This is a genomic window from Flavobacterium enshiense DK69 (assembly GCF_000498495.1).
In the GTDB taxonomy this organism is placed as follows: domain Bacteria; phylum Bacteroidota; class Bacteroidia; order Flavobacteriales; family Flavobacteriaceae; genus Flavobacterium; species Flavobacterium enshiense.
The window spans coordinates 110,772-134,869 of the sequence record NZ_AVCS01000008.1 but is presented as its reverse complement, the minus strand read 5'-3'; the positions used below and the strand labels follow the sequence as shown (position 1 = coordinate 134,869).

Sequence of the window (24,098 nt, the reverse complement as noted above, 5' to 3'; positions counted from 1 at the left end):
CTTATTTTACGTCAAAAGTATACGTAACTCCTGTTTGAAATACTACGTTAGTGCGATTGTCTTCATAAAAATCAACTACCGGAATGATCCCTTTTTTGATTCTGGCTTCTATTCCGAAGTTCTTAGTAAAGTTATAACCTGCTCCTAAAAAGAAAGCCATATCCACATCACTGTCCGGCTTGAAATTATCGCTAACAACAAAATCCATCGTTGGGCCAACGTGAAAATTAAATTTGCCAAATGTAAATTTGTTTGCTACTCCGAGTGACAAATAAGAAATATCATAAGTCTCAGTTCTATGATGTCCATTCCCATCGATATAATCAAAGTCGGAACCTTGTGCGGAATATCCTATTTCTGGTTGCAAAGTGTAAACTTTTGATAATTTCAATTCCCCGTAAAACGATACATAAAAATCTGTCTTTGAATTAAAATCTCTTTCATCATTAACGTAATGACCGTTATTGTCATAATAGTAATAATTATCTCCTTTAGTAAAATGTGAGAAGTTCAATCCTCCTCTAATCCCTGGTCTAAAAGTAACCTGAGCATTCATTTGAGTTAATCCTAAAAAACAAAACACGATTGAGGCAATTAATTTTTTCATTTTTAATTTGATTGATTACTGATTTGATTAAGTTCTATCTTAAGTTTAATATTTTTATGCTGAATTGTAATATTTTCCGCAAAAGTACTGTTTTTTGAAGCAAATCCTAACACTACTTTTTCCTTACTTTTTGAAGCATTAATCAATTTTACCAGTTTCCCATCGGTTTTATTGACGAAAAAATAATTAAATCGTTTTTTATCTGCCGATTTGTAAATATAGCATTCCTCATTTTCAAGTGATTCAGATATCACATAATCAACTTTCAGCAACAATCTGAAATCATCCCTCAATGTATTTACAACGATCTTCTTATTTAAATCCTCCAGAATGTAATTCACCTTAAAATCGGTTTCCGACAATTCAAAATCGAGCAGTTTGTTACCGAAATCTGTTGTAAAAACCACCCGATGAATAGAATCGTTAATTCTCTTCGCAATAAAAATTCCGCTAAGTTCATTACCATAAACATCGATATGCGCTTTATAGACATAATCAGTTTCGGGATTGGCAAAATATTGGTTTTGGAATTCTTTTACCGAAGATTCCTTTTTCACTGCATTTGCAATTTCATATGATTTACAGGAAAAAAGAAGAACAGAAAAAGCACTAATTAGTAAAAACCGAATCATCGACTTTGGCATTGATCTGCTTGTTTTTGAATACGATACGCGTAAAATCGCCTGAAGGTTCTATTAATTTCACTTGAGAAACGGTTGCATCACTCATTGGAAAATACAAATCCACCTGTTGAATGTATTTCTTGATGGTTGCCGTTTTGGGTGTCAGTTTGGCGATATATGAATCTTTGTTCTTAAAATAGGCAATCGAAAATTCCTTGTCATCGAACATGTTTCCGCTCACGCTGCCAATGATCAGTTTATTGATCTTTTCGAACATCTTGCTGTTGGCGTCTACCGTACTTTTATTCCCCTGATCATTGATATACACCTTGTTATTCTTGAAAACAATACTGTACTGATAAGGTTTTGTGTATTGCCAATTAAGCCAATTGGGTTGTTTGAAATACATTTTCCCTGAAGTTTCGATATCCCTTGATAAAAAATCAAGGTGTTTGTACTGGATAAAATCCGTTTTTAATGATTTTATGTTTTTGGTTTCTTTTTCAACTGTTGCCTTGAAAACATCAATTTCTGCCGCAGACATCTTCTTTTCCTGAGCAAAAACAGTGTTTACAATCAAAACCAATATTAAAAAAAATCTAATTTTCATACGCTGGGATGTTTAACAAAGCATCAATGGTTACACATTGATATTTTTTCGACTGCAAAAATAACAATAACTGTTCCAAAACATTCACCGTTTTTAACGAAGTATCGTGCAACAGAATAATCCCTCCGGGTGCCATCCTGTTTTTAACTCTTTTCAAAATCTTTGCCTCGTCTTCAATAGCGGTATCGAGGGAACGGTTATTCCATCCGATAACATGGTGATTGGTTTTGGCAACAGCTCGGGCTATATTAGGATTCGTTACACCGAAGGGCGGACGGAAATACAATGCTTTCTTACTCGAAAGACGTTCGATAATAGCATTCGTTTGTTTAAGTTCATCGACAACTTTTTGAGTCGAAAAAAAACCGAAACGATTCGAATGGGAATACGAGTGATTTCCAACAACATGACCTTCGTCTAAAATCCGTTTAAAAATATCGGGATGCTTTTCAATTTGACTTCCAATGCAGAAAAAAGTGGCTTTTGCATTGTATTGCCCCAGTAAATCCAGCACTTTTTCAGTCATCGGATGCGGGCCGTCGTCAAATGAAATGGCTATTTTAAGTTCCTTTTCGGCAGGGTTATCACAATAGCTTTTTACGAAATAACCGGTTTTAATATTTGATGACCCAAAAATGGTCATCGCCAACCAAAAAGCAAAAACAAGCAGAAAACTCCACCATTTTACATCAAAATAAAAACTTAAGGCAAATAGGGTAATAATGGCAGAAATGCAGAAAAGAAGTATGTTTCTATGTTTTAGCATTTCTTGAGCACGATTAAGCTATGATCTTTTCCGCGATACTGATTGTACAACAAAATCGTGCTATACGCCTCCTTTTTTAAGGCATTCATACTCACAACCTCTGGGATGTCTTGATTTTTGATAATGTTTGCCGCTATCCAAAAACCAAACGCCGAAGCAGTATTGTATTCACCGCTTAAATGCTTATAATATACTTGAGGAGTATTTTTAAAAAGAGAATTTGAAATATCATAATAATCATCAAATTCCACATCCCCATTATTTCCTAAAACAATGGCATCGATATCGGAGATTTTTAAATTATTAGCTTCCAAAAAGTTGGCGATAAAATCTGAAACCTCTTCTGTTTCCAGAGAACTCTGCAAGGAAACCGCCTCGACCAAAGCATAAGAACTTTCCTTTTTCTCGTTTTCCAACACAAAAAAACCGGCTCCTTCGCTATGAACAATTCCTTTTGAATTCGAATTTAAAACAGAATACGGTTTATCTTCTTCCGACTTGACCAAGTTAATCAGTTTGTGAAGCGATAAGGTATAAGTTCCTGTTTCATCGATTCCGCCCACAAGGATACTTTCCACTTCATCGTTTTCAATCTGCATTTTCGCGTCCAGCAAAGCCGTTTCAAAGGATACGGCGCCGTTTACGTACGTAAAATTGTAACCTTTGCACTGTAATCCCAATGCGATTTGACCTCCGACCGTATTGTGGGTCGACTGGATAAACGATGTTGGCGTCAGAAATTCTTCTTTGTTATCTAAGATTGATTTCAGGAACTTTTCAGAATCTTCAACGCACCCCATACCGGTTCCGATAATAATAGCTTCGGGCATGGTTAGATTTGCATCTTTCAACGCTTTGGAAGAAGCTGCAATTCCCATTTTCACTCCTTTTGCCATACGACGACTAGCCGCCGGGGCAATAAATTCCTTATACGAAGGCTGGTTCGCGTAAATTACATTCTCCGTATTATTAATCGTTACTTCCGATAAAAAATCCGTTTCAAAAGTGTTTTGAGTCGAAATACACCCTGTCCCGTTGATATAACACGTCTTCATCAGTTTTTAGAAAATAATACGGTTGAACAATTCCCTCCAAATCCAAAAGAATTGGAAAGCACATGCGAAATCGATTTTTCCTTCAGTGTTGTTTGCGGAATCAAATCAAATTCTTCCATTGGGGTTTTGAAATTCAGGTTTGGAAATACAACATTGTTCTGCAATGCCAAAACACTGTAAACCGCTTCAATGGCTGCTGCTGCTGCTAATGTATGTCCGGTAAATCCTTTGGTCGAACTGAATTCCGGTACATTCTCGCCGAAAACCCGAAGTATGGCACGCCCTTCCGATAAATCGTTATTGGGTGTTGCCGTTCCGTGTGCGTTGATATAATCGATGTCGGACACATTCAAACCAGACATTTTCAATGCTTTTTGCATGGCTAGAAAAGCCCCTTCCCCATTTTCTGAAGAAGCCGTCTGATGGTAGGCATCGTTGGCATTTCCAAAACCGGAAACATACGCCAGAACTTTTTTATTTTCTTTCTGAACCATCGCATCCGATTCCAAAACCAAAAAAGCAGCGGCTTCCCCTAAATTCAGGCCTTTTCGATTGTTATCAAAAGGCGTGTTATAGGTATCCGATAAAATCATCAGGGTTTTAAAACCGTTTATAGTGAATTTGGCCAAAGCATCGGTTCCGCCGACGATTACACGGTCTAATTGTCCGGATTGAATAAGACGGGCACCAATCATAATGGCATTTGCAGCCGAAGAACAGGCTGTACTAACCGTAGTAACAAGTCCTTTCAATCCAATATGCTCGGCAATTTTATGAGTTACCTCACCGCAATCGTGACTGGTAATATATCTTCTGCAAGATTCATCTTCAAAATAATCGTAATAGAACTTTTCGGTCATGTCCATCCCGCCGACGCTTGTCGCAGAAACCAACCCTGTTCTGTATTCATTACAATCTTTAATTTCGGCATTTTCCAGTGCCTGTTGTGCAGCAATTGCACCCAACATGGATGTTCTGGAAAAATCATTATCAGCGGAAAGTCCCAATTGTTGCGCTAACTGTTGGTTGCTTTTCTTAATTTCTCCGACTTTGATAACGGCAGCATGTGCTGTGTCAAAATTCTCTATGGAAGAAATCCCAGTTTTACCACTTATCAAAGCAGCATAATTCTCTTCGACATTGTTTCCAATCGAAGAGATTATCCCCATCCCTGTTATTGCAACTTTCATCTGAACTATCCGGATTATTAAATTGTTGATTTAGATTTGCCAGACTGCCTAACAAGCCTAAACCAAATTACTTTGTTCTGTTATCGGTAATATAAGTTGCCATTGTTTCAACTGACTGGAAAATGGTTTTTCCCGCTTTCGGATCGGTCAATTTGATTCCGTAATCTTTATCCAATAGTACAATTAATTCCAAAGCATCAATAGAATCCAATCCTAAACCATCTCCAAAAAGAGCGTCGTTATCGTTAATTTCCTCAACAGCAATGTCCTCCAAATTTAAAACTTCAATAATTTTCCCCTTTAACTCCTGCTTTAATGCTTCCATGATTATTTATTGTATAATGTATTTACTATTTCTTTATTATGTTCTAAATCCCCTTGTTTTTCAACCATATAAAGGATTGCTTTGTAATTTTCCTGATAGTATTCTACCCAGCCGCACAATACTTTTTCGGCTTTGTTTGTTGCCAAAAGCAAGTCCGCATAATTCGTCATAAATTCCGCATTGAAATCTTCAAAAACGAAAAAAGCGTTCTCTGACTGCAATTTATGCCTAATACTAATCTCGCCTATGCAAATATTTGGCAAGGTGTACACAAAAACTGCCGGACTTGGAAAATAATTCTCCTTGTCTGCAATTGAGCCCTGGTACTTCACATCAGTATCCAGACTGGAGGACTGATTGGCAAAAACCAATGCAATATTATTTTCCTCCCCTTCTTTTACCTTGCTCCCCAAAATAATTTCCGAAGCCAAAAAGGCCAATTTACTCAGATTATCCATTTTGAAAAACTTAGGATAATCCATGTTGAAATTTTTATAGGCCGCTTTTGCAAATTCCGAAAAAGAAGCCTGCTCCAGTTCAAATTGTTTAACGCCATTAACCATAACCGAATTGTTTTCGATTACACAATGACCTGATATGTAATTTTTTGTCTGCAAATTTAAACTACTTTTTCAAATAAAACAGCGGTATTACACCCACCAAAACCCGAAGCTGTTTTCAGGAAAAAATTAATTTCCTTTTCTTCATTTTTAGTGATAATCGAAATCGGTTGTGAAACACCCATCTTTGCAAAACCTTTTGAAGCAATCAGCTGATTATTCCTGGCACTTTCAATAGCTATTACTGTTTCTAAAAGTCCCGATGCTCCAAGCGTATGTCCATAAAATGCTTTCAAACTGTTTACGGAAACAGTATTGATTCCCAGTCGATTGAAGGCTACAGCTTCCATCTCATCATTGTAAAGCGTTGCCGTTCCGTGGGCCGAAATATAATCCAATTTTTCTTTTGCCACACCGGCTTCCGCGAAGGCGCTTTCGATACTTCGAAACAATCCTTCACCAGTCCGTGAAGGCCCTGAAATATGGTTAGCGTCATTAATAGCGCCATCTCCAATAACCTTAACGGCTCCGGGACGAACTTCTGTTTCCCTCGAGGTCAGGTAAACTGCTGCTGCAGCTTCTCCCAATGTAACCCCATTTCGTTCTTCGTCGTAAGGTTTACAAGGAGCTTCGCTCATCGCCTGGAAGGAATTGAATCCGGACAAAACAAATTCCGACACCGCATCTCCGGCCACCACAAAAGCATTGTCGTATACGCCTGTCTGAATCATTCTTTTGGCAACCGCAATCGCTAAAACTCCCGACACACAGGCATTGGAAACCACGATCGGTTCCGTGGAAAATCCGAAAAATGAACTGATTTTTTTTGCCAAGACAGCTAAATGAGCCCCTTCAACAGCATTATTTTCATCTTCCAACAATCCAATATTTCCTTTGGTTGTTGAAAAAACAAAGGCCGTTTTGTTTGTAATATTATATTGGCCGATTAATGGCATTAATGCCAAAATCAGCATTTTTTCCAGTTTAGTAAAATGATTCTTGTCTGAAATCGATGCAAAAGCCGTATCAATTTTATCGGAATCAACAACAGAAGCGTAAAACGACTCCAGCATGCCTAATTTCTCAAACCGCTGTATCCCGGATTGCCCTTTCAGTAATGCTTGCCAATTCGATGCAACGTCAAACCCTAAAGGAGTAACACAATTGGTTTTGGTTATATAAACATTCTTCACCACTACTTCAGCAAGCCTACTTTTCGCTTCCATTCTTCAAAAAAAGGAGGAAGATTTAACGATAATGTTCCTGTTTCATCTACAAATACCTGAACGGTTTCTCCCGTACAGGCTACCTCATTATTAGCATCGTAAATCTTATATCTGAAAATCATTTTTGCGGCTGGAGAATCAACTATAGTCGTTTCAATCCGAGCCACATCGCCATAACGAAGGGATAATTTATGTTCGCAGCTAGACTTGACGATTGGTGTCGTATAGCCGAATTTGTTAACGTCCAAATAAGAAATGCCATGTTGTCGGCCAAACGCTTCACGTCCGTCTTCAAAATAGGTAATGTAATAACCGTGCCATACAATTCCCAACGGATCCGTTTCATTAAAACGAACACGAATTTCCTGGTTAACCGTAAGTTCCGCCGCTTCGTTATACTGCTCTTTTCTTTTTATCATAGACGATTGCAATGGTTATTGTAAGTATAAAAAACAAAAGTAATAAATTAATTTCCGGAAGGATTTCTACGATACTTCCGTTGCGCAACAGCACATCATAAAACGCATTTAATCCCCAATTCATAGGTGAGATATGCGATACAAACTGCATGATTTTAGGCATGGCAAAAACCGGAACCCAAACGCCGCCGATAGCCGCCAAAATAACAACGGACGTTGCTCCAAACGGTGCTGACTGCTCCTGTGTTTTAGCAACGGTTCCCAATAAAATCCCGAATCCGATGGCAGCCAAACCTGAAAAAAGGGCCACAAGGCTCATTAAAATCAGTTTGCCTTCTATTTCCAAAACAGGCAGTCCCAAGTAAGGAAAAAGATAAACCCCAACGGCCACCATAAGTAAAAACTGAATCATGCAAATTATCAGATAGGTTGCAGTTTTTCCCGCGATGACAACGGCATACGGAACCGGATTTGTGATCAATCGGATTTGGGTTCCTTGTCCTTTTTCCTTTACGATGTTAATCGAAAGCGGCACTACGATAAAGAATATCGCAAACAATGTCCAAGCCGGAACATTATGTTGCACCGAATTGGGAAGGATTTCTTTATTGTCCACCTTAGGAACTATTTCTTTGAAAGTAATGAAGTTCTCCTGTTCAAAGATAGGTTCACCTTCTTCTCCCAACTGATCCTGAAATGCTTTGTAAATCGATTTCGTTTCTACTTGGGATATCATTTTGTCGATGGCGTTTTTCACCCCATTTTTAAAAGTAAGCTGGGTAGCCGGATCAAAGTACATTTTGATTTCCTTTGTCTTGACAGCTTTTTCCTTTTCGGCTTTCGGAATAGTATCTTCCAATCCGAATTTACTGATGATATCTTCTACATTCTGAGTGACTTTCTTTTCCAGATCAACGCTTAATTTTTCCGGAATGACAATCGCCAACTGATATTTTCCTTTAAAAACAGCTTCACCTGCCATTGCTTCAGTTAAAGCAGCTCCTTTTATTTCTGTAACAATTTCAAAAGAACCGCTTTCGTTTAAACTGGATTTTACCGTTTTGGATATTTCGCCATTATCATTATCCACCAAAAGTATTGGAATCTTACTTTCAGTAACCGATTTAAAGGTGCTGTCCTGAATTAACGTAACGGTGACAATCAACACCAACGGCATAAGGAACAAGATTACCAATCCGCCCAAATCCCTTCTCAGAAGAAGCATTTCCTTTTGAACCGACATTAAAAACTTATACATCATCGCGTAGTTCTTTACCGGTTAATGAAATATATACGTCTTCAAGATTATGAGCATTTGGCGTATCCGCTATTAACTCTTTTGGTGCCCCCTGAGCATAAATTCGCCCTCTGTCAATAATTGCTATATGGCTGCAGAAATCCTGGGCTTCCGACAAATGGTGTGAGGTATAAATAATGGTAGTCCCTTTCAAATTGAGCTCTTTCAAATAGTCGATGATAACGTTTTTGGATTGTACATCAACCCCAACAGTAGGCTCATCCAAAAACAAAACCGAAGGCTCATGCAGGATTCCGGCAATCAGGTTTACCCGTCGCTTCATTCCTCCGGAGAACGTTTCAATTCTTTTACCGGCAAATTTTAACAAGCCCAAATGCTCCAGAGCCTCATCCACTTTATCGTGCAGGTTTTTCCCTTTCAAACCATACATACTTCCAAAATATCGCAGGTTTTCACGTGCCGTCAACGTAGGATACAAAGCATATTCCTGCGGGACAACACCGATTGTCTCCTTAATTAAAGTGGCATTTTTGTCGTATGAGAGTCCGTCAATCGTAAACTTTCCTGAAGTTGGCTTTATCAGTCCGCACAACATTGAAATCAAAGTGGTTTTACCAGCTCCGTTAGGTCCCAGCAAACCAAAGATTTCGCTTCTTTCAATCAACAGACTCAGGTTGTTCACTGAAAAATCATCGGCCTCTTTGTACTTCTTATAAAGTTCGGTGATATGTATTATCGGCTCATTCATAAGAATTTATATCGCTTTTTTAAGTTTTTTAAAAAAAGCTTCTTCTAAATCAGCTAATTGAAGTAGTTCATCAGCCAGGCTGTTGTAAACATCCGTCTGATTACTTCTCTTTTTATAAACACGGGCAGCGTTTACGGCGAAATCACGCCATTGATCTCCGATAGCAGTCATTTCAAGAGAAAGTCCCTTCAGCGAATCATTTTTAAGAATAACGGATGCTTCCTGAAGAAAAGCAGCATAAATGAACCTGAAACCACCGCCTCCTGTACCGATTTCTTCCTGCATACGCACCATCTGAGCAAGATAATGATTTGCGACTCTTGGATTTTTCTTAACCGGCCATTTTCGGATACTGGACGCCACATATCGCATTCCTCTTACGCCAATAATCGGCATAGGAGCAAGCATATCGTTGCAGGTATTTTTTATCCCTTTCCTGATAGCGGTTTCCCAGTCGATATTCTCCGGAATTGCAGTTGGGTAATACATTTGTCCTTTAGGTGCCAAAGCTCCTTTAGCAAAACGCACTTTCTCAAGTTCTTTTTCAGTCAGCGTGGTAACGGTTTCCATTACCGGGTCACTGATTAAAAAATTACCTTCATTTTTTCCATACACAACCAGATTGTGTGCATTGAAATGAAAGCGGTATTCGTCGGGGAAATAGGTTAAATTATAAACACCAACCTGTAATCCCGACGGTATATTGTTTTTAAGATTTTCCTCCAGCGCTTTTTGCGCCGATTGCGGATTGGAAAATTTTACTCTTTTTACTTTGATTCCCAATCGCTTGGCGGCTTTATTGAAAATAGAACCAGGCATGGGACGGTAACTGATTGCCGGCGCATGATTGACTTTCAGCAACGGCAGATAGAAAAAGAAAAGCCCCGATCCAATACCGAAAACCATCGGTTCGCTGATATTGATTCCGTGATGCTTAAGCAAATTGGAGGCTACTCCATTTTCGCAGTGTGCGGACTGATGATGGATGAAATTGGTTTCCATTAGTCTCCTTTATAGTTTTTTAGCGTTTCCACTGAAATTTCGAAGGCTTCAGCGTAATTCGCCATAATTTTATCATTCAATTTTTTAAATACCGACGGTTTTCCGTGACGTTTTACACGCCAAACCCACATACCTACATAACTTGCCAAAATATTCCAATCCATTTTATGCACTTCCATAAAGTACACAATCGGACTGTAAATACCTGCTTTTACATCATTCCTGGCTTGTTCCACCCTTTCATTGATATCCTGAATGGAATTTTCAAGAGCAATCGTCTTTGGTTCCCAACCCGAACTTAAAGCCGTGGTATAGTTTCCGTTTTCATCGGTTGCGTAACAAAGCTCTTTCATATTACTTACTGAAAGATTGCTTTTGTCCTGCGGTACTTCTTCCTTCTTCATCTATCTTTTCTCCTGAATGAATAAATTTATTTCTGCTTCGAAAAGCAACACTTCCTCACAAAACGTTTGACACACCATCGTACCAATACTGTACTCATCTGTGTCAAAACGGGAGAGCAAAACACCATTGGTCGTAATGACACTTCCAACCTTTGGCAATTCATGCACTGTTATTTTTTTTATGCCACTGATAAAACCGATTACTTCGACATCTTCTTTTACTTGTTGGTTTTCATCTAAAAAAAAGAATTGTCCAACAATGGAAGAACAAGTCTGAGCTCCGTTTTCAACAAGCCCTGTTTCCGAAAAAAAACCATCGGCAACAAAAAGATTGTCTTCTTTGATTTCAAAAATCGTTTTAACTTCGGTCTGAGTCAGCTCTAATATATAATCTACCATGAGCATCGGTTCACGATGTGGTAAAAACAATTTTATATCGATTACATTTTCGAATTGCTCCATCATTTAAGATGCTAAAACCGTTTTCATCTGCCCACGGGCTATTTCATTATCATTTACTTTCGTCACTATATCGACCAATGTAACCCCCATGAATTCATGAAGCACATTAACCGTGGTTACAAGTGTATCACCTAATTTAGGCAAAGTTGTTATTTCAATCGACTTTATGGAACCTATATATCCTGTTGGTGCTTGTTCGTTTTTTAAATAAAACTGGTAACCGGTATACAAAGCTACGGATTGCGCCATATGCTCGATTACACCCGATTCCTGAAACAAATCTCCGCTTACGAAAATATTATCCTCAGTAACGGTTAAACCTGCTATCACTTCATTTTCTGAAAAAGACAGTAGTTTATCCACCATCACAAATGGGAATTTCTGCGGTATAAGATTACCGACAAAAACTTTATCATTTATGGGAAGCACATTTTCCATTAGCATACGGTTAAATAAGCATAAGCATAAGAAAATCGTCCGCTTTCAGGTACCGACAACATTACTTTATCGCCCTTAACCAGTTTTCCTGAATTCATTAATTCTTCCAACATCAGATAGATGGATGCCGAACCCACGTTACCCACTTTTTTCAGGTTCATGAACCATTTTTCACTTGGGATATCAATACCTCTTTCAGCAAGTGATTTCGCCAATCCTTCCACAAAATAGTGAGAAGAAACATGTGGCAGGAAATGAGTAATATCTTCGGCTGTAATATTATTTTTGTCCATGGCAGCCTTCATACTTTCAGCACCCTTTTCAAGAATATTGCTGTCCAGAAGTTTTACATCCTGTTTAATCGAAAAAACGGACTCCGACAACCATTCGGTTGAACTGTAATCACTCCAAGGTTTAATTTCACCATTTTCCAGCTTATCCCCACCCGCATACATACAGGCTTCCAATTCATGGGCATAGGAAAAGGCTTCCATCCATTCAATCTTCAAAGAATTTTCACCTCTGGGTTTGTTTTCAAGCAAGAAAGCAGCTGCTCCGTCAGACAACATCCAACGCAAAAAATCTTTTTTGAATGCTATTATCGGTTGTTCCTCAAGGCTTTTAAGGTTAGCAACTTCGTTTTTAAACTTATCAGCAAGCATCCAGGTAGACACTCTTTCCGAACCGGAGCAAACGGCATTTTTAGTATTTCCAGATTTTACGGAAAGATATCCGAATTTAAGAGCGTTCATCCCCGCATTACAAACTCCGGAAGAAGAATTCAGTTCTACGGATTTATTTTTCATCAATCCGTGCACCATGGCTGCATGTGATGGCAACAAAGTATCCGGTGTAGATGTCCCGCACGAAAGCAGTTCTACATCATTAGCCGTAAAAGTTGTATCAAAAAGAGTCTTTATCGCATTGTTTGTCAATTGGGCATTAGTATGTGTAGGGTTTCCTTCCTTGTCTAATGCATAGTAGCGAGAAGCAATTCCGTTATTTCTTAGGATTATTCTTCTTGCTTTTGAGGCAGTATTATTTATTAGTCCGAGAAACGTTTCCATTTCGTCATTCGAAACCGCTTCGTTAGGTAAATATTTCCCGGATTTTGTTATGTAGACTTCAAACATAGTATTCTAAAATTCTTTTAAACCCCTTGAAAATAAGCTTTTTCTTTTCTTATTTTGACAAATTTCAAAGGATATGTAAAAAGGTGCAAGATATAGACAATTGGTGACATTACCCAAATCGCCACTAACAAATAAACATTAAAACCTTTAAGCCAAGCAGGACGTGAATTGGTCTTTCCAATTATTAAATTTGCCCATATTTTGAACATTTTGTTGGCTTTTTTATCCATTTCAATTAAAAACGGACGAATCTCTACAGCATCGTTTGCGACAAGTTCGGTCTGCAAATTGCTATAAGAATTGATTTTTAAGTATTTCAAAATTATTTTTCCGAATTTTGAAGACTCCAGAATATCTTTTTCTGACACACCCGGCTTAGGGAAAATCCCCAGATATTTCTTCTTTTCCCCCGAAAACATCCATTTCACGATAGTTATGACACTAATGTGATTGATATGCCTGTCGACCAAAGCCACATTACCGACCAATTGTGCACCAGTTCCCTGCAACAGCTTCTTCATTTTTTCCTGCGCCAAAGCCCACATATTACGGCAGCCGATAATCGTAATCACGGATGTATTTTCCAACAATCGTTTAGCAAAATCACTTTTCAAAAAAGAATTTACAGGAATGGAAGGTGATAAATACCATACCTGATAAGCCAAAAGAACCAAATCATATTTTTTAGCCAGAACCTCCTCAGAAGGCGCAACAATTTTAGACGGGACCTGAAGAAACGACTCGGGAAAAGCATCGAAAAAAGCTTCTTTTTTCCATGGGAAAGGAAATGATTTTTCCAATACGATAGGACAGAAAGTAACTGAAACTTCAGTATCCTCCATTAAAGGTTTTGCAATGGTTCGCGCAATTTCTTCCAGTTGTCCGGATTGTGAATAATAAACTACGAGTACATTTTTCATTGGTCTTTTTATATTATTGAAAGACAATGCCGAATTATATAAAACTCTCCCTGCATTATCTTTTCGGGCCATAAAAATAGGCATTTTATTCGGAGCGGAATCAAAATAAAAAACCGATTGAAATACTAAATCGGTTTTTTAAAAAATTGCTTTATTTTTCAGATTGGTTCCAAAACATAAAGTAATTGAACCACTGTAATGGATATTTCAGAAGCATACTTTCAACGCTTTCGGTATAAGCCTTTAAAAGTCCTTTTTCGTCACGTTGCTTAACATTTGCTTTTCTGGCATAAAGATGATAATGAAGATTTGGCTCTTTCATTACGTAGACAAAAACAACCGGGACTTTTAAACGGGAAGCTATCAAAAAGGGGCCAGCCGGAAAATTGGCCTCTGCTCCTAGAAGCGTTTCTGTCATGAATTTGGTCCCTTCGAAATAGCGATCTCCGGTAAAACATATGAGTTCATTATTTGAGAGCGCGTTGTTAATTTCGAAGATATGAGACAGATCCTCTTTAACGATAATAAATTTCACGGAAGATTTCTTTGTAACGCTTTCCAGATATTCTTTTATTTGGGAATGTTCCATGTCTGTAGTAACCAGATTGATTTGGCAATCGAAATCAATTTCCTCAAAAAAGCGATCGGCTATTTCAAAATTCCCAAGGTGTGCACTAATTAAAACGCCTCCTTTTTTTTCTGCTAAAAGCTCGTGCAGCAATTCAATCCCATCAAACTCATAGGTGAATTTATCGCGTAAACCGGCGGCAATTGCCGTTTTATCAATCAGTGTCTGACCGAAAGTAAAATAGCTTTTATAAACCATTACTTTCGATTTAAAAAAAGAATATCCCAGTCGATTGCGGAAGTAATAAAACATTGCCCGATTGGAATTCCGTTCGAACATAAAATAATAAAAAGCTACAAAAATCAAAACAGAATAAGCTGTTTTGATTCCGAGCTTTTTTATGCAAAAAACAAATATTTTATACCCTAAAAGAGTCCCTTTGGACTTACCATCCCACTGACTCATGGCACATTAGTTCTTGTTCTGAATTTTAGTCTCTATCAGTTTATAAAAATCACTAAACGTAGAAATCCCTACAAAATCTGCTTCTCCCAGTTTTACACCGAAATTAGATTCAATCGCCACAACCAAATCCACATAATCCAAACTGTCTAACCCCAATGTATCTTTAAGGTTTGATTCCGGGGAGATAATATCAGCATCTACTTCAAATTCATCAACTAAAATCTCATTAATCTTCTCTAAAATCAAATCTGCTTCCATAACTATTCTTTAAATTTTTTAACCACTACTGCTGAATTTGTTCCACCAAATCCAAAAGAATTCGACAAATATATGTCAAAATTTTTATTTACAGTCTCAGTCGCAATATTTAACTTTTTTGAATCCTCATCAGGGTTTTCGAAATTGATATTAGGTGCAATGAAATCATTCTGCATCATAATGGTTGAATAAATCACTTCACTGGCTCCCGCCATCCAACACTCGTGGCCCGTCATCGATTTTGTCGAACTCACATACGGGTTACTGCCACCAAAAACCTCATGGATAGCTTTCGCTTCGTTAGCATCCCCCAATGGTGTTGATGTTGCATGCGCGTTAATGTAACCCACTTCATGCGGCTGAATGCCAGCCTGTTCCAAAGCACGACGCATGGCTGTCGCAGGACCTTCCACATTTGGAGTCGAGATATGACCTCCGTTAGAAGAAAAACCGTACCCGATGATCTCGGCTATTATGGGAGCTCCGCGTTTTACCGCCGACTCATAACTTTCAATAATTAATGTTGCACCTCCACCACTTGGCACCAATCCGTTTCGAGCTGAATCAAAAGGACGGGATGCTTTAGCCGGCTCGGCTTCGTTAGCGGCAAAAACACCCAAGCCGTCGAAACTGGCCATAGCATATTTATTGATTTCCTGAGCACCGCCACAAATAATCATATCCTGCATTCCGCTTTGGATCAGCAAAAACCCTAAACCTATAGAATGTGATCCACTCGCACAGGCGGCACTAATGGTCATATTTACACCGCGCAACCTAAAAATGGTTGACAAATTCATGGTTACGGTAGAGTTCATCGATTTGAAAATCGCTCCCGAACCTATTAATGCCGTATCTTTCTTATCACGTATTATATCAGTAGCTTCAATAATCGCCTTGGAAACACTATCGTTTCCATACAAGATCCCTACTTCGTTTTCATCGAAATAACTATCTTCAATCTTGGCATTTTTCAATGCTTCTATGGTGGCCATATAAGCGTATTCGGTTTCTTCCCCCACGCTAATACGCTGACGACGATTCAACAGGTTTTTCAGATTTGGTTTCGGAACCATACCTGTTATGGCCGACTGAAAACCAAATTCTTTTCTCTCCTCATCATACACTATTCCCGACTTCCCTTCATAAAGTGATTGCTTCACCTCTTCTATTGAAGTTCCAATACAGGAATAAATTCCCATTCCGGTAATTACTACTCTTCTGCTCATTTTATTATCTCTGTGAATCCAAATTTAGATTAAAAACCTGTAAACCAGTATATTTTTTTAACCTGACTGTCTATTTAAGAATAAATTCCTCCGTTTATATTGATAACTTCTCCGGTAATGTAACCCGCTTTATCGGATGCTAAAAAGCCAACTAATTCGGCTACTTCTTCGGCTTCTCCAAAACGATTGGCCGGCACCATTTTAATCAGTTCTTTTTCATCAAGCTGGCTGGTCATATCTGTGCGGATAAAGCCCGGCGCCACAGCATTAACCGTTATATTGCGTTTTGCCACTTCCTGAGCCAAAGCTTTTGTAGCCGCAACCACTGCGCCCTTAGCAGCAGAATAATTCGTTTGTCCTGCCGTACCTTTTACTCCCGACACGGAAACCATATTTACAATACGGCCATATTTATTACGCAACATTCTTTGAATAAAGAAATTCGTCACGTTAAAAAAGCCGTTCAAACTCGTATTGATCACATTGTTCCAATCTTCATGCGTCATCCACATGAACAAACCATCACGCGTAATTCCGGCATTGTTCACAATGACTTCCACCACGGCATCGGGATTAGCTTCCTGCCAGGCAGTCAATACACATTTTACTTCTTCCGAATCGGAGACATTGAATTGAATTATCTCTCCGGTCGCTCCTTTTTTTACCACTTCTTCCAAAGTTTTTTCGGCAGCTTCCTGATTGTACTGATAATTAATCAATATATGATACTTTTTACTTTCAGCTAATTTTTGACAGATGGCACTTCCTATTCCACGGGAACCACCTGTTATTAGAGCACATTTCATAGTTTCTTATTTTTGAAATAATTCGGCATTTTCATACCATTGACCGCCCAAAACACTTCCGTCCGTTTTGATGTATCCCCACTGTTTTCCTGATTTAACCCTAGCTACACCATTAAGAAACCCTTTATCGCTTTTTCTGAATAAGCTAACAAAACCTCCGGCCGTTATCTGATATTTTGATTCAATTACCTGTTTTCCATTAACATCAACAAAACCCCATTCTTTATCTTTTACAGGAGCCAATCCGTCGGCACTGAAAATCTCAGCATCGCTGTACATTGGCTTTACCACATATTCTCCCTTCATATTGATGTATCCCCATTTTTTACCTTCGCAAATTGGAGCCATATTCCTAACGAAAGCCCTTGCCTTGTCAAATTTAGGTTCCACAACCCAATTCCCTTTTAAATCTATAAATCCAATCTTATCATTTTTTCGGGCATAAGTCACCTCCTGAAAATCAAAATCCCAAATTTTATCTACCCCTTCGATAGCCATAAATTTGTTAGCGGAAACTAGACCAAACTGTTCTCCTTTTTTAGCCCAGGTTGTATTTTTAAAAAAATTACCAATCTCATTGTATTCCACATTAACAACAACCTTTCCTTTATTGTCAATAATCCCCCATTGATCATTGTTTTTCACTCGGGCAAAACCGTCCTCAAACGATTTGATAATCTGATACGTTGGCTGAAGAATCACTTCTCCTTTGACGTTTATCAAACCGATTTTATCATTTTGCTTGATAAAAGCTACACCGTCCTCAAAATCATAAACTTTTTCAGAAGCCGGCATTTTCAAAGTTCCACCTTTCTTATCGATATAAAACCATTGATTGTCTTTTTGAACCACACAGATTCCGCTGTTAAAGTATTTGACATCTGCGAAAGAAGGCTGAATCACCCATTCTCCTTTCGGATTAATAAAACCCCACACACCATTATCTTCGGCTGCCGCCAATCCTTCAGAAAAATTTTTGGCCACTTTAAACTTAGGCTGAATGACAAATTCGCCCGTTTTGGAAATATAGCCAAACTTCCCTCCTTGTCTTACCAGCGCCAATTCTTGGGCTGCAGCAAACTGAAAGCACACTATCAGTAAAAAGAGTATTTTTTTAATCATATGTTTTCGATTTTAAATACCGACTTATTCGGCCATTAAATGATCTTTCACTTGTTGTACAAACGGATACATCACCTGATCTTCTTTGAATTCAGGAATTATATTTCGCACTTCATCATACATTTTTCGCGTTACCGAAGAAACCTGATCCTTATACCCTAAAGCATCTATCGCCTGTACGATCGTTATTAATTCGATGGCCAAAACTTCAAAGGCATTTTCAATTACTTTTCCGGTAATCACTGCAGCATTGGTACCCATACTTACAATATCCTGATTGTCATTATTGTTTGGAATACTGTGCACATACATGGAATTTGACAGCATTTGACTTTCCGCCGTGGTTGACGTTGCCGTAAACTGAACTCCCTGCATTCCGAAATTAAACCCTAGCGTCCCTAAATTCACAAACGGAGGAAGAATCTCATTCAATTTGGAATTCAACAAATAATTCAACTGACGTTCTGCCAGCATAGTCAGCTTAGCCACAACCAGCTTCAGCTTATCCATTTCAAGTGAAATATAATCCCCATGGAAATTCCCGCCATGGTAAACATGTTGGTTTTTCACATCTACAATCGGATTATCGTTAGCAGAATTGATCTCGTTTTCCATCACATCGGCAACCGCATTAATGGTATCCAAAACCGGGCCTAAAATCTGAGGCACGCAACGCAACGAATAATACTCCTGTACCTTTTCCTTGAAAACTTCTTCCGTGTTTTCTCCCGTGTACAGGTGATCTTCCCTTTTTCTAACCAACGTACTATCAGCAAGGTTTTCGCGCATTCTTTTGGCGATTTCCTGCTGCCCGAAGTGACGTTTCGTATTATTTAATTCGGCCGACAGATGGTCGTCGTAAGCCTGAACGATTTCATTAATAGCACAAGAACATTTTACGGCCCAGTCCAAAACCTTTTCGGCGTTGTGTACGTTCACGATTCCGATTCCGGTCATCACTGAGGTTCCGTTCATCAATGCCAGTCCTTCGCGAATTTCCACATTGATTGGCTGCAGATTTTCCAGTTCAAAAACTTCCTTGGTCGCTCTGCGTTCTCCTTTATAAAAAACCTCTCCCTCTCCGATTAGCGTTAAAGCCAAGTGAGCCAACTGAACCAAATCACCACTGGCCCCTACTCCACCATGTTCGAAGATAAGCGGCGTAATGTCCCTGTTTATAAATTCTTTCATTAAGTGAATTACTGACGGATGCACACCTGAATTCCCCAATGAAAGCGTGTTTAACCTAGCCAAGATAGCCGATTTCACGCAAACCGGACTCAAAGGCTTTCCGGTACCCGAAGAATGACTTCGTATTAAATTATATTGCAACTGCAATCTGTCTTCATCCTTAATTCGGTATTGAGCCATTGGTCCAAAACCGGTATTAACACCATAAATTACTTTATTCCCTGAAAATTCCTTTAAAAAATTAAAACTGGCTTCTACTCTGCTTATCACCGCATCGCTAACATCTACTTTTTTATCTTTAAAGACAATTCCAGCGAATTCTTCCAGGCTTAAATATTCGTTTATAGTACTCATTAAGGTTGTTTTTTTGCTTAAATATTATAAGCAATTTTATTTAATAATTGAATTTATGTATTTACTTTTGAATGCCTGCAAAGGTAACATATTCTCAAAAAGAAAAAAGAAAAATATGAAACAGGAATTCGTAGATGTACTCGTTATCGGAGCCGGTCCTTCAGGCTGTGTTTCAGCATCTTACCTACACAATAACGGAACAAAAGTTAAAGTAGTCGAAAAAACAAAATTCCCACGATTGGTAGTAGGAGAAAGCCTCATTCCAAGGGTAATGGACCATTTTGACGAAGCAGGTTTATTCCCCGCACTTGACGCTATGAATTTCGAGAAGAAATTAGGTGCGCGTTTTATCCGGGGAGAAGAAATCTGCGTTTTTGACTTCAGCAATAAATTCTCTGAGGGCTGGGACTGGACCTGGCAGGTACCAAGAGCCGACTTCGACAACACTTTGGCTCAGGAAGTAATCCGAAAAGGAATTGATCTGGAGTTTGAAAGCGAAGTTCTGGATGTTAAATTCAACGGAAGCGACTCTATCACAACGGTTAAAGACAAAGACGGCAATATCAAGGAAATTCACGCGAAATTCATTATTGATTCCAGCGGATACGGACGTGTTTTACCGCGTTTGTTAGATCTGGATACACCTTCCAAATTAGACCCGCACTCCTCTATATTCACACACGTAAAAGACATTAACCGTCCGGTAGGCGAAGAAGGCACTTTGATTTCTTTTGACATTCTGGAAACCGAAGTATGGCTATGGGTAATTCCCTTCTCTAACGGAAACACAAGCTTAGGAGTTGTTGGCCCTACATCCTTTATCAATTCGCTTTCCGAAAACAAAGACAATGCGGTAGCCTTGAAAAACGCTATCCAATTGTCGGATTATTACATCAAACGTTTTGGCGGTGTGGAATTTTTATTCGAACCGGTAAAATTGGAAAACTATTCACGCTCGGTAAAAAAAATGTATGGCGATGGGTTTGCGTTGACAGGAAACAGCTCTGAGTTTTTGGATCCTGTTTTCTCTTCCGGAGTAGCTTTTGCAACGGAATCCGGAATGTTGTCAGCAAAATTGGTTCACCGTCAACTGAATGGCGAAAAAATTGATTGGGAAGTAGAGTTCACAGAATACATGAAAAGCGGTATCGGCGTTTTCACCACTTATGTAAAAGAATGGTACACCGGAAACCTACAGACGTTATTCTTCCACCAGCCTGAAAACCCGGATGTAAAAAGAAAAATATGTGCTGTTTTAGCCGGTTATGTTTGGGATCAGGAGAATCCATTTGTAAAGAAACACGATAGTGTAATCAAAAACATGGCCTACCTGTTAAATCTTGAAAAAGAACAGACATTAAAAAACCCGGAATAATCCGGGTTTTTTTTTAAGAAAACCTATTTATTTACCTTCTTTAATTCTGCTGCAAACTCTTTTGCTAATTTAGCATATGCTTCTGAAATTCTATAACCTGAATTATAATCGAAACCAGCCGCTCCTTTACCTAAAACCTTTTCATAGCCAACTGACAATAATATATTATCTGGATTTCCAATCTCCACAATTTTAATAATTGCATTCAACTTTGACGACTGTCTCACCACCCCTACATTATATCCAGGATAAATCCAAAGCGTTTGTATTTTTACTGTATATTTCGCCGAAGATAATTTTTTATCAACTTTTATCTCTCCATCAAATCTTTTGTTGAAAGATTCAATAAATTTAGGTTCATATCTTTCTTCTCTATCAGAAAACCATGATTTTTTAAAATCTTCAGCAGTTCCCTTTTCTTCTCTCTTCTTCATTTTATCTTCCAAAAAAGCCTCTTCAGTTTCAAACTTATCGACTTTCAAATCAGTGTAATCAAAAACTAAATTAAATTCTGTAATTCCTTTTAAATTTTTAAAATCCCCTGAAAGAATTCTTTTCTTTTGAGCCATTGTTACTCCAGACGCCAATAGCAAAACAATTATTGCAATTTTTTTCATAAATTATAGTTATAAATCTAAGCAAATATATAATTATAATTTTTTTAGTTTAACAATCCATTTCTTTATTAAAAATAAATACTCCCCCACTAATTTATCATTCCACCCTGCATTCCTTCAACCATTGCACACAAGAAACTCATTACAAGCAATTTAACAAACCACACACACCTACTTAGTAGCACTATCAAATCAATAAACCTATTCTTGAATCAAAAATTAAAACCCCGGCAAATTACCGGGGTTTTATTTATAAAAATCTTTTTAGCTGAATGACCATGTTTTTGGCAAGCTTTTCATAGGCTCCAGCCATTCGGTCGCCCCGATGGCCGTTGTATTGATTTTCTTCCAGCCCGATAGATTTATCAAATTGCAATTTCGCCAAGATCTTCTGAGGGTTACCTGTTTCGGAAATGGTGATGATCGCACTGATTTTGGCCGGTTCCACTACATATCCCGGATATACCCAGATTGTACTGACATTCATCGTATATTTTACTTCCGGATTCTTCTCTACTTTGATTTCGCCATTTGGAAACCTCTTATTGAAATAGGCTATGAAACTCGGCTCATATCTGTTCTCACGATCAGAAAACCATTCCTCTTTGAATTTCTCAGCTTTATCCCCCTTTCTTATACTCATCTTGTCAGTTAAGAACGCTTCTTCGGTTTCATAACCATGTACTTTCATTTGGGAATAATCAAAGGTCACGTTATAAGCATTGATCCCCCTAACGTTCTTCAAATCGCCTTCCAAAAGTTCGAATCGCTGTGCTGGCACAATAGTCGACACCAAAAGCATCAAAAAAAAGAATATTTTTTTCATAGTGGACTTACTTTCCGTTAAAATCGCTCATCGTATTTCCTAAACCGGCCAAGACAAAAGACTTAACCGCTTCGGTCGCCATATCCAAACGTTCCGGTAAAGCCGCTTTCTCATGATCATCCCACTCACCAAGCACATAATCGACCTGTTTTCCTTTTTTGAACTCGTCACTGATGCCGAAACGGAAACGGGGATAGTCTGCCGAATTTAGAGTCTGCTGAATACTTTTTAAACCGTTGTGACCGCCATCGCTGCCTTTGGGCTTGATGCGGATCGTTCCAAAGGGCAGGTTCAAATCGTCTGTTATAACCAATACGTTTTCTTTGGCGATTTTTTCTTTTTCCATCCAGTACTGAAGTGCTTTCCCACTCAGGTTCATGTAGGTGTTCGGTTTCAGCAGTAAAAGTGTTCTGCCTTTTATTTTGCATTCGGCCAGTGTCCCTAACTTTACTGTTTCGAAAGAAACGCTTTCCTGTTTCGCCAAATGGTCCACTACTTTAAATCCGATGTTGTGTCGGGTGTTAACATATTCGGCGCCGATGTTGCCTAAACCTACAATTAAAAACTTTTTGCTCACTTCTTTTATATTGTTTTGTTGAGTTCGCAGAATCTCCGATTTCATGGGATCAATCGTATCTGTAACTGTTTTTTCTTTTTTAAATAATTGTGTCAACCATTTCATACGGCAAAAGTAATGCAATTTGGAAATTTGCGAATTTGAAATTTAGAAATGTTTTCAAAAAAGCAATCCAGTTTGCCTCATAGCCCCGATGGGAGTGGAAATCCTGTCTTGTTTTCAACAAGACAGATTGCAACGGACAGCGGAAAAAGGGTTTATTGATAATTCCCGAACCATTCGCTTCAAAAAACCAAAAAAAAAGTCCCGATATAAACCGGGACTTTCTGATATTTCGAAAAATTGAAATTATTTTTTCTTTTTTCCTCCACCTTTTTCTGCTTTTGCAGCTTCTTGAGCAGCTTTCATAGCAGCACGTGAGATTCTCACCTGACAAACCACAGTGTTGTCTGGGTGTAATAATCTGAAGTTGTTTGTAGGGATTTTAGTCACATACAATTTGTTACCCATTTCAAGAGGAGTAATATCAGCCTCTACGAAGTCAGGTAAGTTAGCAGGTAAAGCTCTAACTTTAAGTTTACGTTGGTTTAAACGTAAAACACCTCCTAATAATACACCTGGAGAAGTTCCTGTAACTTTAACCGGCACTTCCATAGTGATTTCTTTCTCGTCATGTAACTGATAGAAATCGATGTGTAAAATTTTGTCAGATACAGGGTGTACCTGAATGTCCTGAAGAATTGCGCTGTATGATTTTCCGCCTTCTAACTCAACCACAACAGTGTGTACGTTAGGAGTGTAAACCAAACCTTTAAATGCCTTTTCTTCAGCTGAAAAATGTACTGGCTGATCTCCTCCGTATAACACGCAAGGAACCATTCCAGCATTACGTACCGCTTTCGTTGAAGCTTTGCCCACGCTTTCTCTTTCTGATCCTTTAATCGTAATTGATTTCATTTGAAAT

Annotated in this window: 29 protein-coding genes; 1 reads left to right on the top strand and 28 read right to left on the bottom strand. The window is 38.5% G+C overall.

Annotated features, from left to right (window positions below; genetic code table 11):
- Position 1 precedes the first annotated feature (1 nt).
- The 24 genes from FEDK69T_RS05700 to FEDK69T_RS05585 all read right to left on the bottom strand — a co-directional run bounded on the left by FEDK69T_RS05700 (position 2) and on the right by FEDK69T_RS05585 (position 19,739).
- Positions 2-607 (bottom strand): outer membrane beta-barrel protein, encoded by a 606-nt coding sequence (locus FEDK69T_RS05700; protein WP_023573203.1) that lies wholly within the window; start codon positions 605-607, stop codon positions 2-4.
- Between the two features lie 2 nt (positions 608-609).
- On the bottom strand, positions 610-1,164 hold the full coding sequence (locus tag FEDK69T_RS05695) for a hypothetical protein (protein ID WP_023573202.1): 555 nt from the start codon (positions 1,162-1,164) through the stop codon (positions 610-612).
- Between the two features lie 52 nt (positions 1,165-1,216).
- A complete protein-coding gene (locus FEDK69T_RS05690; protein ID WP_035630248.1) occupies positions 1,217-1,840 on the bottom strand; it encodes a LolA family protein in 624 nt (207 codons plus the stop codon).
- On the bottom strand, positions 1,830-2,606 hold the full coding sequence (locus FEDK69T_RS05685; protein ID WP_035630250.1) for a polysaccharide deacetylase family protein: 777 nt from the start codon (positions 2,604-2,606) through the stop codon (positions 1,830-1,832). Before FEDK69T_RS05685 ends, FEDK69T_RS05690 begins: the two co-directional genes overlap by 11 nt.
- Positions 2,600-3,661, bottom strand: coding sequence for a beta-ketoacyl synthase N-terminal-like domain-containing protein (locus FEDK69T_RS05680; RefSeq protein WP_035630252.1), 1,062 nt, complete (start codon positions 3,659-3,661; stop codon positions 2,600-2,602). Before FEDK69T_RS05680 ends, FEDK69T_RS05685 begins: the two co-directional genes overlap by 7 nt.
- Positions 3,661-4,851: a beta-ketoacyl-[acyl-carrier-protein] synthase family protein gene (locus tag FEDK69T_RS05675; RefSeq protein ID WP_035630253.1), complete on the bottom strand. Its 1,191-nt coding sequence runs from the start codon at positions 4,849-4,851 to the stop codon at positions 3,661-3,663. The genes FEDK69T_RS05680 and FEDK69T_RS05675 overlap by 1 nt, the downstream gene beginning before the upstream one ends.
- A 67-nt stretch (positions 4,852-4,918) precedes the next feature.
- Positions 4,919-5,176: a phosphopantetheine-binding protein gene (locus tag FEDK69T_RS05670; protein WP_023573197.1), complete on the bottom strand. Its 258-nt coding sequence runs from the start codon at positions 5,174-5,176 to the stop codon at positions 4,919-4,921.
- Positions 5,177-5,178: 2 nt separating this feature from the next.
- Complete coding sequence (locus FEDK69T_RS05665) at positions 5,179-5,793, bottom strand: hypothetical protein (protein WP_023573196.1); 615 nt, start codon at positions 5,791-5,793, stop codon at positions 5,179-5,181.
- A gap of 2 nt (positions 5,794-5,795) precedes the next feature.
- Positions 5,796-6,962, bottom strand: a complete 1,167-nt coding sequence (locus tag FEDK69T_RS05660; RefSeq protein ID WP_240473171.1) for a beta-ketoacyl synthase N-terminal-like domain-containing protein — start codon at positions 6,960-6,962, stop codon at positions 5,796-5,798.
- Positions 6,932-7,381, bottom strand: coding sequence for an acyl-CoA thioesterase (locus FEDK69T_RS05655; protein WP_035630255.1), 450 nt, complete (start codon positions 7,379-7,381; stop codon positions 6,932-6,934). The genes FEDK69T_RS05660 and FEDK69T_RS05655 overlap by 31 nt, the downstream gene beginning before the upstream one ends.
- Positions 7,356-8,639, bottom strand: a complete 1,284-nt coding sequence (locus tag FEDK69T_RS05650; RefSeq protein WP_035630257.1) for an ABC transporter permease — start codon at positions 8,637-8,639, stop codon at positions 7,356-7,358. The genes FEDK69T_RS05655 and FEDK69T_RS05650 overlap by 26 nt, the downstream gene beginning before the upstream one ends.
- Positions 8,632-9,387 (bottom strand): ABC transporter ATP-binding protein, encoded by a 756-nt coding sequence (locus FEDK69T_RS05645; RefSeq protein WP_023573192.1) that lies wholly within the window; start codon positions 9,385-9,387, stop codon positions 8,632-8,634. The genes FEDK69T_RS05650 and FEDK69T_RS05645 overlap by 8 nt, the downstream gene beginning before the upstream one ends.
- 6 nt (positions 9,388-9,393) lie before the next feature.
- The gene (locus FEDK69T_RS05640; protein ID WP_023573191.1) at positions 9,394-10,389 is read right to left on the bottom strand and encodes a BtrH N-terminal domain-containing protein; all 996 of its coding nucleotides are present in this window, start codon (positions 10,387-10,389) and stop codon (positions 9,394-9,396) included.
- Entirely contained in the window at positions 10,389-10,793 is a 405-nt protein-coding gene (locus FEDK69T_RS05635) for a hypothetical protein (protein ID WP_035630258.1), read from the bottom strand. Before FEDK69T_RS05635 ends, FEDK69T_RS05640 begins: the two co-directional genes overlap by 1 nt.
- On the bottom strand, positions 10,794-11,255 hold the full coding sequence (locus FEDK69T_RS05630; protein WP_035630345.1) for an ABC transporter permease: 462 nt from the start codon (positions 11,253-11,255) through the stop codon (positions 10,794-10,796).
- A 3-nt stretch (positions 11,256-11,258) separates the two neighbouring features.
- Positions 11,259-11,693 carry a hypothetical protein gene (locus FEDK69T_RS05625; protein WP_081711702.1) on the bottom strand — a complete coding sequence of 145 codons (435 nt, stop codon included), beginning with the start codon at positions 11,691-11,693 and terminating at the stop codon, positions 11,259-11,261.
- A complete protein-coding gene (locus FEDK69T_RS05620; RefSeq protein WP_023573188.1) occupies positions 11,693-12,826 on the bottom strand; it encodes a beta-ketoacyl-ACP synthase III in 1,134 nt (377 codons plus the stop codon). The genes FEDK69T_RS05625 and FEDK69T_RS05620 overlap by 1 nt, the downstream gene beginning before the upstream one ends.
- Positions 12,827-12,843: 17 nt before the next feature.
- Positions 12,844-13,746 carry a hypothetical protein gene (locus tag FEDK69T_RS05615; RefSeq protein ID WP_035630346.1) on the bottom strand — a complete coding sequence of 301 codons (903 nt, stop codon included), beginning with the start codon at positions 13,744-13,746 and terminating at the stop codon, positions 12,844-12,846.
- A gap of 151 nt (positions 13,747-13,897) precedes the next feature.
- Positions 13,898-14,779 (bottom strand): LpxL/LpxP family acyltransferase, encoded by an 882-nt coding sequence (locus FEDK69T_RS05610; RefSeq protein WP_023573186.1) that lies wholly within the window; start codon positions 14,777-14,779, stop codon positions 13,898-13,900.
- A gap of 6 nt (positions 14,780-14,785) precedes the next feature.
- Complete coding sequence (locus FEDK69T_RS05605; protein WP_023573185.1) at positions 14,786-15,037, bottom strand: acyl carrier protein; 252 nt, start codon at positions 15,035-15,037, stop codon at positions 14,786-14,788.
- 2 nt (positions 15,038-15,039) lie between these two features.
- The gene (locus tag FEDK69T_RS05600; RefSeq protein WP_023573184.1) at positions 15,040-16,266 is read right to left on the bottom strand and encodes a beta-ketoacyl-[acyl-carrier-protein] synthase family protein; all 1,227 of its coding nucleotides are present in this window, start codon (positions 16,264-16,266) and stop codon (positions 15,040-15,042) included.
- Positions 16,267-16,340: 74 nt separating this feature from the next.
- Positions 16,341-17,072 carry a 3-oxoacyl-ACP reductase FabG gene (fabG, locus tag FEDK69T_RS05595; protein ID WP_023573183.1) on the bottom strand — a complete coding sequence of 244 codons (732 nt, stop codon included), beginning with the start codon at positions 17,070-17,072 and terminating at the stop codon, positions 16,341-16,343.
- 6 nt (positions 17,073-17,078) lie between these two features.
- Positions 17,079-18,194: a WG repeat-containing protein gene (locus FEDK69T_RS05590; RefSeq protein ID WP_023573182.1), complete on the bottom strand. Its 1,116-nt coding sequence runs from the start codon at positions 18,192-18,194 to the stop codon at positions 17,079-17,081.
- Between the two features lie 24 nt (positions 18,195-18,218).
- Positions 18,219-19,739 carry an HAL/PAL/TAL family ammonia-lyase gene (locus FEDK69T_RS05585; RefSeq protein ID WP_023573181.1) on the bottom strand — a complete coding sequence of 507 codons (1,521 nt, stop codon included), beginning with the start codon at positions 19,737-19,739 and terminating at the stop codon, positions 18,219-18,221.
- A 115-nt stretch (positions 19,740-19,854) separates the two neighbouring features.
- Here FEDK69T_RS05585 and FEDK69T_RS05580 point away from each other — a divergent pair, with 115 nt between their 5' ends.
- The gene (locus FEDK69T_RS05580; protein ID WP_023573180.1) at positions 19,855-21,114 is read left to right on the top strand and encodes an NAD(P)/FAD-dependent oxidoreductase; all 1,260 of its coding nucleotides are present in this window, start codon (positions 19,855-19,857) and stop codon (positions 21,112-21,114) included.
- 23 nt (positions 21,115-21,137) lie between these two features.
- On the opposite strand, the gene FEDK69T_RS05575 is transcribed toward FEDK69T_RS05580, so the two are convergent.
- From FEDK69T_RS05575 to FEDK69T_RS05560, 4 genes are all read right to left on the bottom strand, one after another.
- Positions 21,138-21,731, bottom strand: coding sequence for a hypothetical protein (locus FEDK69T_RS05575; RefSeq protein WP_023573179.1), 594 nt, complete (start codon positions 21,729-21,731; stop codon positions 21,138-21,140).
- A gap of 250 nt (positions 21,732-21,981) precedes the next feature.
- Positions 21,982-22,557 carry a hypothetical protein gene (locus tag FEDK69T_RS05570; protein ID WP_023573178.1) on the bottom strand — a complete coding sequence of 192 codons (576 nt, stop codon included), beginning with the start codon at positions 22,555-22,557 and terminating at the stop codon, positions 21,982-21,984.
- Between the two features lie 7 nt (positions 22,558-22,564).
- A complete protein-coding gene (pth, locus tag FEDK69T_RS05565) occupies positions 22,565-23,179 on the bottom strand; it encodes an aminoacyl-tRNA hydrolase (protein ID WP_051385077.1) in 615 nt (204 codons plus the stop codon).
- A gap of 303 nt (positions 23,180-23,482) precedes the next feature.
- Complete coding sequence (locus tag FEDK69T_RS05560) at positions 23,483-24,091, bottom strand: 50S ribosomal protein L25/general stress protein Ctc (RefSeq protein ID WP_023573175.1); 609 nt, start codon at positions 24,089-24,091, stop codon at positions 23,483-23,485.
- Positions 24,092-24,098: the final 7 nt, after the last annotated feature.

Excerpts from the sequence above, each read along its gene's own strand:
- FEDK69T_RS05700 (WP_023573203.1), bottom strand. The coding sequence starts at position 607 with ATGAAAAAATTAATTGCCTCAATCGTGTTTTGTTTTTTAGGATTAACT.
- FEDK69T_RS05690 (WP_035630248.1), bottom strand. The coding sequence starts at position 1,840 with ATGAAAATTAGATTTTTTTTAATATTGGTTTTGATTGTAAACACTGTT.
- FEDK69T_RS05685 (WP_035630250.1), bottom strand. The coding sequence starts at position 2,606 with ATGCTAAAACATAGAAACATACTTCTTTTCTGCATTTCTGCCATTATT.
- FEDK69T_RS05680 (WP_035630252.1), bottom strand. The coding sequence starts at position 3,661 with ATGAAGACGTGTTATATCAACGGGACAGGGTGTATTTCGACTCAAAAC.
- FEDK69T_RS05675 (WP_035630253.1), bottom strand. The coding sequence starts at position 4,851 with ATGAAAGTTGCAATAACAGGGATGGGGATAATCTCTTCGATTGGAAAC.
- FEDK69T_RS05670 (WP_023573197.1), bottom strand. The coding sequence starts at position 5,176 with ATGGAAGCATTAAAGCAGGAGTTAAAGGGGAAAATTATTGAAGTTTTA.
- FEDK69T_RS05660 (WP_240473171.1), bottom strand. The coding sequence starts at position 6,962 with ATGGAAGCGAAAAGTAGGCTTGCTGAAGTAGTGGTGAAGAATGTTTAT.
- FEDK69T_RS05655 (WP_035630255.1), bottom strand. The coding sequence starts at position 7,381 with ATGATAAAAAGAAAAGAGCAGTATAACGAAGCGGCGGAACTTACGGTT.
- FEDK69T_RS05650 (WP_035630257.1), bottom strand. The coding sequence starts at position 8,639 with ATGTATAAGTTTTTAATGTCGGTTCAAAAGGAAATGCTTCTTCTGAGA.
- FEDK69T_RS05645 (WP_023573192.1), bottom strand. The coding sequence starts at position 9,387 with ATGAATGAGCCGATAATACATATCACCGAACTTTATAAGAAGTACAAA.
- FEDK69T_RS05640 (WP_023573191.1), bottom strand. The coding sequence starts at position 10,389 with ATGGAAACCAATTTCATCCATCATCAGTCCGCACACTGCGAAAATGGA.
- FEDK69T_RS05635 (WP_035630258.1), bottom strand. The coding sequence starts at position 10,793 with ATGAAGAAGGAAGAAGTACCGCAGGACAAAAGCAATCTTTCAGTAAGT.
- FEDK69T_RS05630 (WP_035630345.1), bottom strand. The coding sequence starts at position 11,255 with ATGGAGCAATTCGAAAATGTAATCGATATAAAATTGTTTTTACCACAT.
- FEDK69T_RS05625 (WP_081711702.1), bottom strand. The coding sequence starts at position 11,693 with ATGGAAAATGTGCTTCCCATAAATGATAAAGTTTTTGTCGGTAATCTT.
- FEDK69T_RS05620 (WP_023573188.1), bottom strand. The coding sequence starts at position 12,826 with ATGTTTGAAGTCTACATAACAAAATCCGGGAAATATTTACCTAACGAA.
- FEDK69T_RS05615 (WP_035630346.1), bottom strand. The coding sequence starts at position 13,746 with ATGAAAAATGTACTCGTAGTTTATTATTCACAATCCGGACAACTGGAA.
- FEDK69T_RS05610 (WP_023573186.1), bottom strand. The coding sequence starts at position 14,779 with ATGAGTCAGTGGGATGGTAAGTCCAAAGGGACTCTTTTAGGGTATAAA.
- FEDK69T_RS05605 (WP_023573185.1), bottom strand. The coding sequence starts at position 15,037 with ATGGAAGCAGATTTGATTTTAGAGAAGATTAATGAGATTTTAGTTGAT.
- FEDK69T_RS05600 (WP_023573184.1), bottom strand. The coding sequence starts at position 16,266 with ATGAGCAGAAGAGTAGTAATTACCGGAATGGGAATTTATTCCTGTATT.
- fabG (WP_023573183.1), bottom strand. The coding sequence starts at position 17,072 with ATGAAATGTGCTCTAATAACAGGTGGTTCCCGTGGAATAGGAAGTGCC.
- FEDK69T_RS05590 (WP_023573182.1), bottom strand. The coding sequence starts at position 18,194 with ATGATTAAAAAAATACTCTTTTTACTGATAGTGTGCTTTCAGTTTGCT.
- FEDK69T_RS05585 (WP_023573181.1), bottom strand. The coding sequence starts at position 19,739 with ATGAGTACTATAAACGAATATTTAAGCCTGGAAGAATTCGCTGGAATT.
- FEDK69T_RS05580 (WP_023573180.1), top strand. The coding sequence starts at position 19,855 with ATGAAACAGGAATTCGTAGATGTACTCGTTATCGGAGCCGGTCCTTCA.
- FEDK69T_RS05575 (WP_023573179.1), bottom strand. The coding sequence starts at position 21,731 with ATGAAAAAAATTGCAATAATTGTTTTGCTATTGGCGTCTGGAGTAACA.
- FEDK69T_RS05570 (WP_023573178.1), bottom strand. The coding sequence starts at position 22,557 with ATGAAAAAAATATTCTTTTTTTTGATGCTTTTGGTGTCGACTATTGTG.
- pth (WP_051385077.1), bottom strand. The coding sequence starts at position 23,179 with ATGAAATCGGAGATTCTGCGAACTCAACAAAACAATATAAAAGAAGTG.
- FEDK69T_RS05560 (WP_023573175.1), bottom strand. The coding sequence starts at position 24,091 with ATGAAATCAATTACGATTAAAGGATCAGAAAGAGAAAGCGTGGGCAAA.